The organism is Salmonella sp. NW1250 (genome assembly GCF_051812965.1).
Taxonomy (GTDB): Bacteria; Pseudomonadota; Gammaproteobacteria; order Enterobacterales; family Enterobacteriaceae; genus Salmonella; species Salmonella enterica.
In genome coordinates this window covers 41,634-51,481 of the sequence record NZ_JAMNDD010000004.1, presented here as the reverse complement: position 1 = coordinate 51,481, position 9,848 = coordinate 41,634, and the positions used below count along the sequence as shown (strand labels likewise).

Below are 9,848 nucleotides of genomic sequence, written 5' to 3'. Positions count from 1 at the left end.
TCGCATTCGGTACAGTGACCGTGTCCGCCGTCAGCGAGGCGGCCGCCCCGGTCACCGGGTTGTCCTGCCCGTCCTTCAGCGTCACCGTCACTGCCATATCAGAACCGGACACATAGGTAGTGGCATCGGTGCTGATAGCCGATTTCGCCCCGTCCGGCGTGGCCGCCGTGATGGCATACGCCCCGGACTGTGCCACCGTGTCCCACCCGCCCAGCCTCACCGTCGCCTTCAGATCTGTGCCCACCGTGGTGGCCGTGTAGGTGGCCGTATAGGTCCCGTCCCCGTTGTCCCGCCAGCGGCTGCCGGCTTTAAGGATCGCATTCGGTACGGTCACCGTATCCGCCGTCAGCGAGGAGGCCGCTCCGGCCACCACATTATTGTTCGTGTCCTTCAGCGTCACCGTCACTGCCATATCAGAACCGGACACATAGGCGGCGGCATCGGTGCTAATGGTCGACCGTGCCCCGTCCGGCGTGACGCTGCTGATAGTTACCACGGCTGAGGACAACGTAGTACCGTTGACTACTGGCGTAAGGGTGACATTCTCAGCATCCCTTCCGGCTGTTACTGTAACCGCATAAACTCCTGCAGATTTTCGTGTCAGGGCCGATATCGTGGCGCTTTTCAGGACGCTGCTGTTCAGGCTGATGTCCTTCACATCCATATCTACCGGCTGGTTATTCTCATCCAACAGCATCAGGGTCAGCACCTGCGTACTCTTCCCGTCCGCCAGCAGGACACTGCTCACCGGCGTGAAGGTCGAGGTCTGTTTGTTCACCTCCGTCGCCTGCACGGTCACCTGAGTGTCACTCCGCGAAGAGCGGTTGCCCTTCGTGTCCACCGCCACACCGCTGACGGTGTACGTGTTCACCCCCTGCGCCGATGACTGGTACGCCGGCAGCACCACCGCATAATCTCTTCCATTCTGCACAATTTTACCGCCGGCTGCGTTCAGGTCTGAAGCATCCCAGTCGATGCGTTCCAGTCCATGCCTGCTGTTCACTGATACCCCCAGAGACTTCTGCTCACCGGTATAGCCCGTCACCAGGTCTGCCGTCTTCAGGCGGACAATCTCTTTCTTTCGGTACTCGAGCACAATATTATTGTTACGCTCCACCAGGTCATACTGGCTGCCAGCCAGGCTTCGCATCGCCGCCACCGCGGTCGGGTCCACCTGGGCGCGCCACGGCACCCCGAGGTGGTAATTTATATTCAACGTCAGCCGGGTGTCGTTTTTCCCTGACTGGCCCTGACGCTGTTCCGCCCCCAGGGTGATCAGCGGCACCGGGGTATAGTTAATCCCGACCGTGATGGCATGCGGGTTCCTCTGGCGACTGTCCACCCCGAACAAGGCGACTTCTTTGCCATAGTACTGCTCATACGTGAGCTTGCCGCCCAGCTGCGGCAGCGACGGTACCCAGGCCTGCCCCCGGACATCCCAGCCGTTTGCTGGCCGCTCCTGATAATCCTCCAGATCCGGAGAGTCTTTCCATCCAGACAAACGCAGGTAACTATTGACACCCAACTTCAGGAAGTTTCGCCAGTACTCAAGACCGGCGCCGGCACGCGCATGGTCCCGGGACAGGTCGAAATCCCCGAACAGGTTGCCGCCCAGCATGTATGTGGAGGTGGAGTGACGCCAGCCGGCGCCGAGGCTGGCCTGGGTACGACTGTCGGTACGGTGCAGGCTACCCTGGGTGAACACAAAGTTATCGCCCTGGTCATACAGCGGCAGCAGCAGGTCAAACTGCGAGTTTTTCAGGGAGAAGTTTTTGTCCGCGTCCAGCTGCACGCGGGCGGTGCCGAAGTGGCTCAGCCACTGCTGAAATGCTCCGCCGGCCTCGACGGTGACCATATTGCGGGCCATGGACGCGGCGGCGTCACTTTTTGCACTGCTGGCCAGGAAGCTGCCAGCCTGTGAGGCATACCCGGCCACTTTCTGCGCCTGCTCATTGCCCTCTTCTGCGGAAGCGGACCTGCCGGGGGCGGCTGCATCTGACGCGTTTTTATTATCCTTTGCTGCCATCAGCGGCACATCCACGTCATCCCCAGACTGCAGACCATTGAGTCCGTGCGCGAAGGTGCGCAACTGATTGAGCTCGCGCAGCTGGTTCAGGGTGAGATCGAATTTTTTTGCAACCGAGATGGCCGTCTCACCGGGACCCAGCGTGTAGACCTGCGTGCGCTGCGTGGACAGCGGCGCAGGCTGCGGCAGGAAATGCTGTTCGCCGGCCATCGCCGGGGGGAACGCCACCGCCAGCGGAAAGGCCACCTGCACGGCAATGTTAAACCAGGCCAGTCGGCGCAAAGCCGGAGAGGCAACGGCATCCCCGGACGGATGCGGGAGAGATACAAACTTCATTAAATAGATTCCCTGCTGATACTGTCGTCCACGCCCCTGTAGCCACGGGGTAATGAGGGGGAACACATCACTCTGTGGCTGCAGATAGCGGCTCAAAATTACTGCTACTGGACTTGCAATCCATCTGACAGACATGCAGTCCAGAACCGCTGACTCACATTAGACGCCTGCTTTCTATCATCTCAGGGGAACCGTGGAACTCGACATCATGCGCTCGGGTGCTCAGGTCAAGGTCGGGGTGTTGCACCTGTAGCGAAACCCGTGTTGGTTGTCGGCCCTGAAAATGAACGGTATGGTTGGCGGCTTCACTCTGTCCGTCCAGAATGTGGCGCGACAATCCTGCTAATTGTTTTGCGTGCTGGTCGAATACATGGCCCATCTTGCCAGGCTGGTCCAGAAGCGACATGCTGGCGCCTGCCTCGAAGAACTTGCTGTTTTTAACTGTCAGTTTCTGAGCGTCGGACAAGGTTATTCCTTGTGGGTCACTCCTGGATATTGCTTCCGGCTTACCTTGCTCATTCATGCCGAAAATAGCGTTTAGAGTACTGCCTAATCTGGATACAAACATGGGTAACCTTACCTGGAGATATTCAAGTCACTTCTATGCCATGGGCTGTAATTGGAAACTTTCATAAAATGACTATTGAATTAAAAGTGTTAGTACAGCAGGGCAACTGATTAAAGTTTATGGTGACGCCAAAACGAAAATATTAGGAAGAGTATTACTCCAGAATTATTTTCTGCTTATGTCAAATTGGTGTATACCCTAACCTGACGTCAGACCTGATAATGAAAAACTGTGTCGTGGCAGTTACCACGACGGTTCATACTGCTCTCCAGTCCGTGTGATTTCAGGATAACGCTTACTACTCATGTGCACATCTGCCTAAGCCATTTTTGACGCTGAGGTGTCTGTTAATCCTGTGGTGATTCAGCGCTTTCTTTCGGCTCATTTTCAACGCGATAATAGGTGTCTACATCATAATTCTGTTTACGAAGATCATCGTCACTGTAAACACTCAGCCGTTTTTTTTAAGCCTGTTATCTTAAATACCCATTTTAAGGCATCTTTAATATAGCAAGCATCATCATAAGCATTCTCATCCGGAAACTCTTTATAACCCATACGCAACGCAACAGCACTACCATGCTTACTAGCATAGTTATAACTCATAGCTCCCACTAATATATTATCTTTAATATCTCATATATAAATCATGAAAAAATATATCCTGACAATCTATATCATATGAAAGACAGGGTTTTATTGAACGTGTTCTCTATAATGGCTTGTAATATCCAAAAAAGCAGCACTCGTCATGTAGGGATAGTTTTCAAGTTATTAAGAGTTACAGTAGCCATACTTAATGTCAGCACGCTTCCCACTTAATATTTAAGCTACGCTTTATGTTATTTAAATATAAATAAATTAACTCTTAATTGAACTATTTCAAATTTATACTAAATAAGTTTAAAACTATCTATAAGAAACAATTTGTAGAGATATAGCCTGTTTTTTCAATAAATAATCCTCTCTGCCATGTAAAATAGAAACATTTATTCATAATATGAATATTGTTGTGATAACAGATTCGCGTGAAAGTAAATCGACTGAAGGTGATGCCGATGAATATTCCTTCAGAAAGAACTCAATAAGGTAATCCAGAATCGGCAACGGATTACTGTCATCAACTTAAAAACGGAAATCGCCCCGGCGATTAATGACTTTAACACTGATAGTGACTATCAGTGAAAGGCAACAACAAGGAATGAATTATGTCTACACCCGCGAATTTTAACGGTCAACGCCCTGCCATTGATGCTAACGACGCAGTAATGCTGCTGATTGACCACCAAAGTGGCCTGTTTCAGACCGTCGGCGACATGCCGATGCCGGAATTACGCGCGCGCGCCGCGGCGCTGGCTAAGATCGCTACCTTATGCAATATGCCGGTCATTACTACCGCATCCGTACCACAGGGACCGAATGGTCCGCTGATTCCGGAAATCCATGCGAATGCGCCCCACGCGCAATATGTCGCGCGTAAAGGGGAAATTAATGCCTGGGATAATGCCGATTTTGTACAAGCGGTAAAAGCGACAGGCCGTAAAACGCTGATCATCGCCGGTACTATTACCAGTGTCTGCATGGCTTTTCCAGCCATCAGCGCCGTCGCGGAAGGGTACAAGGTATTTGCGGTAATTGATGCCTCCGGTACGTACAGTAAAATGGCGCAGGAAATTACGATGGCCCGTGTGGTGCAGGCGGGTGTAGTACCAATGGATACCGCGGCGGTAGCCTCTGAGCTGCAACGTACCTGGAATCGGGAAGATGCCGCAGAATGGGCGGATGTATATACCAAAATATTCCCGGCCTATCAGCTACTGATTGAAAGTTATACCAAAGCGCAGGAAGTAGTAAAAAATAATGAACTGCTGGATTCTCAACGCGCATAAATAACGCCCTGAAGAGACTAAATAGCCCCATTAAATGGGGCTATTTTACTTGCCATTTTGGACCTGGGCAGTGCTCGCCAAAACGCGTTAGCGTTTTGAACGCCGCTTGCGGCGGCCCGAAGGGCGAGCGTAGCGAGTCAAACCTCACGTACTACGTGTACGCTCCGGTTTTTGCGCGCTGTCCGTGTCCAAACTGGCTGCGCCAATAACGCCTGGTGGGATAGGCTCTTAATCAAATACGCCATTAATAATCGCCGTGACCACCGCGGTACTGAGCGCGATCAGCACCAGATTATCCCCAACGATTTTCCACTCATAGCCCGGATAATAAGGTAATTGTCCCAGCATAGACGCCGGCACCGTTTTTTTAGCGATTCCCGGCGGCAGCGGTTTTCCTCTCGCCAGATTTTTCGCAATCCCCGGAGGTAAAGACTGATAACCCGTCAGCCCTAAATTCACTGCCAGTTGCCTGGCGACAGCGTAGCTAATGTCCGACTCGACGTGATCCGGTTTACCGCCATTTTTACGGTGTTCCGTTTTTTGCCCGGCATTTCCTTTATGTCCGTTACCGTTATTACCCTGATTAGCCGCGTTATTACCATGACCGCCGCCATTGCCATTTCCCGGATTCGCCAGCACAGGCGTAGCGCTCAGGGAAAACGTAATCAACGTCGCCAGGACGGCGGTTAAACCACGACGATTATTCATGATATTGCCCTTCTGATGTGGGATACCATGAAAATAGCGCCCCGCCATAAAAAGAACAACTACATCGATTCTTATTTTAAGCGGGGCTCGCCAACAGCAGCTTATCGTATCCAGATAGTCAGTAAAATCAGAATGATTGCTATCAGGACAACCTGATAAAAAATTTTGTCCAACCCTCTTTTTTGCATGGCGTCACCTCGTTAGAAAACGATTTGCCAGAGGGCTAAACACAACACCAACAGGCTAATCAGTAAAAATATCAGCGCGATGATTTTATCGGGTGAGCGATTCATCTGGGTGATCCTCAAACATCATTAAAACCACTGGCCAAAGCGTTTGATATAAAAGCGCTTCATGCCTTGCGCCACCAGACAGTAGCTCAATAATGTCGCCACCAACCACGGGAAGTAGCTCAGTGGCAGCGGCTCCAGTCCAACCATCGCGCCCAGAGGTGAGAATGGAATATAAATGCCTATCGCCATAATCAAGCCGGTCGTCAATAATACCGGCAACGTCGCCCGACTTTGGATAAACGGTATTTTCTGCGTCCTTAGCATATGCACGACCAGTGTCTGCGAGAGCAGACCCTCAATAAACCAGCCGGACTGAAAGAGCGCCTGCGCCTCTACGTTATTAGCCGCAAAAACGTACCACATCAGCGCAAAGGTTGTGATATCGAAAATAGAAGACGTTGGGCCAATCCATAGCATAAAACGACCAATATTTTTCGCGTCCCATTTCCGCGGCTTACGCAGGAACTCTTTATCCATTTTGTCCCACGGCAACGACAACTGCGAAATATCGTACATCAAATTCTGGATCAACAGATGAATCGCCAGCATCGGCAGAAACGGAATAAACGCGCTGGCTACCAGTACCGAAAAAACATTGCCGAAATTAGAGCTGGCGGTCATATTCAGATATTTAATGATATTGCCAAAGGTTTCCCGCCCTTTGATAACGCCTTCCTCAAGCACCATGAGATCTTTTTCCAGCAGAATAATATCTGATGACTCTTTAGCAATATCGGCGGCGCTATCGACGGAAATCCCCACATCCGCATCACGAAGCGCGGGCGCGTCGTTGATCCCATCCCCAAGAAAACCAACGGTATGACCATTTTTCTGTAGCGCTTGCAAAATACGCGTTTTTTGTAACGGCGTCAGCCGGGCGAATACTGCGCGTTTCTCCACCTCAGACGCCAGTTCGGCATCTGACATCGCCTCAACCTGGGTTCCGGTCAGGATATCGTGCGTATCAATACCCACTTCCAGACAGATACGCGCCGTCACGACCGGATTATCGCCGGTGAGGACTTTGACCGCCACGCCGTTATCCCGCAACGCGGCAATCGCTTTTCCGGCGCTCTCTTTCGGCGGATCGAGAAAAGTGAGCATCCCTTCGATGGTAAGTTCGGTCTCATCCTCCACACTTAATGTCGGATTGTTCCCGGAACCATCCAGCTTACGTGTCGCTATCAGCAATACACGGAATCCCTGCGCATTGTAATCTTCGGTTTTCGCCAGCAGCAGCTCGCGGCGTGTTTCCGTCAGCGCCACTACACGATCGCCTTCGCGAAGATGGGTGGCTACCATCATCATCTCTTCAACGGCGCCTTTACAGATCAGGCATCTGTCTCCATGCTGCGTATCCTCTACCAGGACCGATACCCGGCGACGTACAAAGTCGAATGGCAGTTCATCGCGTTTAATGAAGCGCGCTTTTGTCGATGGTGCGATGCGGCCCTCGCCAAAACGCAGTATGGCGCGATCCATCACATTCCGTGCGCCGCTCTGGCTGCTACTATTCAGCCAGGCCAGCATCAATACCCGGCTGCTTTTTACACCGCTCACATCCAGATGATGCTCCAGAAAAATATTGTCCTGGGTTAAGGTGCCAGTTTTATCTGTACACAGCACATCCATCGCGCCGAAGTTTTGAATAGCGTTCAGGCGTTTGACGATCACTTTGCGCCGCGACATCGCAATCGCGCCTTTTGCCAGGTTGGAACTGACAATCATGGGCAACATTTCCGGCGTCAACCCCACCGCAACCGCCAGCGCGAACAGCGAAGCCTCTACCCAATCTCCCTTACTGAAACCATTAATCAGCAGGACAACCGGCACCATGATCAGCATAAAGCGTATCAACAGCCAGCTCACGCTGTTGACTCCGCGATCGAAAGCCGTCTGGGTACGCGTACCCACAATGGATTTCGCCAGCGAGCCGAACCAGGTACGGCTTCCCGTCGCAACCACGACCGCTTGCGCTCTGCCGCTGGTTACATTGGTTCCCATCAGACAGATATTGCCCAAATCTAACAGGCTTTTATCTTTGTCAGGCAATTGCTCGCTGTCTTTACCTGCCACATCAGCCATAACATCGTATTTTTCTACGGGTAATGATTCACCACTAAGAATTGACTGACTGATAAAGAGATCGCGCGACGCCAGCAGACGGACGTCGGCGGGCACCAGATCGCCTGCGGCCAGAAAAACCACATCGCCTGGCACCAGTTCTTCAATGGGAATCTCTTCCTGCACCGCGCCTATATTGCCCGGCCCACGACGCAACACCGTGGCGGTGGTGCGAACCATCTTTTTCAGCGCCTGTGCTGCTCTGTTAGTGCGAAACTCCTGCCAGAAACGCAATAACCCGCTCAAACTGACCATCGTCAGAATAATCAGCACGCCGGTGAGATCGGTCTCTTCGCCACGGCGTAACGGGAGCCAGTAATCCGTGATAAAACTGACCCCTGCCAGTGCCATCAGAACGTAAATAAACGGGTTATTGAATGCCTGCAGAAGCTGAACCAGCACCGGAGGAACTTGCTCATGCGCCACTTCATTGCGCCCATACACTTTCAACCGTTCGCTGGCCTCTTCTATCGTGAGGCCCTGACGATGGCTGTTCAGCCGCGCCAGTGTCTCCTCCGGGCTATGAAAAGCTTCCGCTTCGATCGGAAATACTTTTTTATGCTGCTTATCATTTTCTGACGCCGGGCGATTGAGTTTCCGGTTTTCAATGTTCATGTCAGTCATGATGAATCCCCAAAATTAAGGTGTAGTGTTTCCTGCATATCACGCCCAGGGAATAGTAAACTCACGATTTGAAGGTGAATGCCCCGGGAGAATTATCTATGCATAAAAAAGGTTATTGCTTACTCACTATTTTGAGTGGGTTTTATTTTATCGACTCGGGAATATCCATCATTCCCTCCTTATACGCCTGGCGTAATGTTGAAATTGAATAAAAAACTATTATTGACTATCAATGCTCCAGTGAATTGCGGTGATATTATCGTTATCACCTATTCTGGATATAATCAGTTCTCGCGTTTTACGATAATCAGCATGACCCACGAGCTCGGCACGAATTTCTTTATAGCCCTGTTCCTGAGCGGGGACCGAACCTAACCCTTGTAAACAGATCGCGGCCTCTTTTACGATATTCAGTAACCACTGACGAACCGCGCTCTCATCTTCTTTATTACAGGTTACTTTCAGGATATAACGTTTTTCTCCCTCGGCGGATACCGGGAGTTGATTTATACGCTGCGCCGCTTCACGCAATAAAATATTGGCACAAAGAATAATGATCGTCGCCGCCAGCGCATTTTTGAACTGCCCTAAGCCGCATAACACGCCGATGCCCGCTGAACACCATAGCGTTGCCGCAGTGTTCAGTCCGCGCACATTCATCCCTTCGCGCATGATGACGCCCGCCCCCAGAAAGCCAATACCAGAGACAATCTGCGCCGCAATTCTCCCGGGGCTATCTGGCGATGTCGTCATGGAGCTCAGAATAAAAACGGCGGCGCCTGTCGCCACCAGCGCATTAGTGCGTAATCCCGCCATACGTTGACGCCATTGTCTTTCCGCGCCAATCAGCGCGCCCAACAGCATAGCGGCCAGTAAATTCAAAATATAAGGAAACATTAACATACGTTCCTCCATTTTTTCTGGAAGAATAAGTACGTGCTATATTTAGCACACGACAAATTTCTGCCCTGAGGCAATTAGCGTCGTGTTAACGGCGGAGGAAATAAAGCGTGTTTAAACATGAACATGACGATTACCTCGCGACAATGCGCGTGTTGTAACATTATTGGGATGACAATCGTCACAAGGGGAGATTGCTGCCCACCGGTTCGGCAAGCAGCGCAGGAATAGCGTGCGTTAACTTGCCAGATGATTTACGTAAAAGTGACTGTCCAACATATTACTCCTGCATGAATTTGCGCTTATTATAGTCAGTCAATATGTTCTGTAAAGTGCAAAGGCGGGGATAGTGACGATTTGTTTAAGTTTGTTTGATATTT

The 9,848-nt window shown here is 51.1% G+C and carries 8 protein-coding genes and 1 pseudogene; 1 reads left to right on the top strand and 8 read right to left on the bottom strand.

The annotated features are described in order from the left end of the window. From NBA72_RS08170 to NBA72_RS08160, 3 genes and pseudogenes are all read right to left on the bottom strand, one after another. Nucleotides 1–2,362 (bottom strand): inverse autotransporter beta domain-containing protein (locus tag NBA72_RS08170; RefSeq protein WP_439004988.1); only part of this gene is annotated, 2,362 nt, incomplete at its 3' end. Between the two features lie 154 nt (nucleotides 2,363–2,516). Next, the gene (locus NBA72_RS08165; protein ID WP_023202917.1) at nucleotides 2,517–2,930 is read right to left on the bottom strand and encodes a hypothetical protein; all 414 of its coding nucleotides are present in this window, start codon (nucleotides 2,928–2,930) and stop codon (nucleotides 2,517–2,519) included. 362 nt (nucleotides 2,931–3,292) lie between these two features. Further along, nucleotides 3,293–3,536 (bottom strand): annotated as a pseudogene (locus NBA72_RS08160) (hypothetical protein); the annotation flags it as partial. Between the two features lie 602 nt (nucleotides 3,537–4,138). Here NBA72_RS08160 and NBA72_RS08155 point away from each other — a divergent pair. After that, nucleotides 4,139–4,819 (top strand): isochorismatase family protein, encoded by a 681-nt coding sequence (locus NBA72_RS08155; protein WP_000106461.1) that lies wholly within the window; start codon nucleotides 4,139–4,141, stop codon nucleotides 4,817–4,819. 228 nt (nucleotides 4,820–5,047) lie between these two features. Here NBA72_RS08155 and cigR read toward each other — a convergent pair whose 3' ends face one another. From cigR to NBA72_RS08130, 5 genes are all read right to left on the bottom strand, one after another. Next, complete coding sequence (gene cigR / locus NBA72_RS08150) at nucleotides 5,048–5,527, bottom strand: anti-virulence regulatory inner membrane protein CigR (RefSeq protein ID WP_001065324.1); 480 nt, start codon at nucleotides 5,525–5,527, stop codon at nucleotides 5,048–5,050. Between the two features lie 101 nt (nucleotides 5,528–5,628). After that, nucleotides 5,629–5,715 carry a magnesium transporter protection protein MgtU gene (mgtU, locus tag NBA72_RS08145; protein WP_252515021.1) on the bottom strand — a complete coding sequence of 29 codons (87 nt, stop codon included), beginning with the start codon at nucleotides 5,713–5,715 and terminating at the stop codon, nucleotides 5,629–5,631. A 12-nt stretch (nucleotides 5,716–5,727) separates the two neighbouring features. Continuing rightward, nucleotides 5,728–5,820 carry a protein MgtR gene (gene mgtR, locus NBA72_RS08140; protein ID WP_001082117.1) on the bottom strand — a complete coding sequence of 31 codons (93 nt, stop codon included), beginning with the start codon at nucleotides 5,818–5,820 and terminating at the stop codon, nucleotides 5,728–5,730. Nucleotides 5,821–5,841: 21 nt separating this feature from the next. Next, on the bottom strand, nucleotides 5,842–8,568 hold the full coding sequence (gene mgtA, locus NBA72_RS08135; RefSeq protein WP_023205353.1) for a magnesium-translocating P-type ATPase: 2,727 nt from the start codon (nucleotides 8,566–8,568) through the stop codon (nucleotides 5,842–5,844). A 219-nt stretch (nucleotides 8,569–8,787) separates the two neighbouring features. After that, nucleotides 8,788–9,483, bottom strand: coding sequence for an MgtC family protein (locus NBA72_RS08130; RefSeq protein ID WP_000392699.1), 696 nt, complete (start codon nucleotides 9,481–9,483; stop codon nucleotides 8,788–8,790). Between the last annotated feature and the right edge of the window lie 365 nt (nucleotides 9,484–9,848).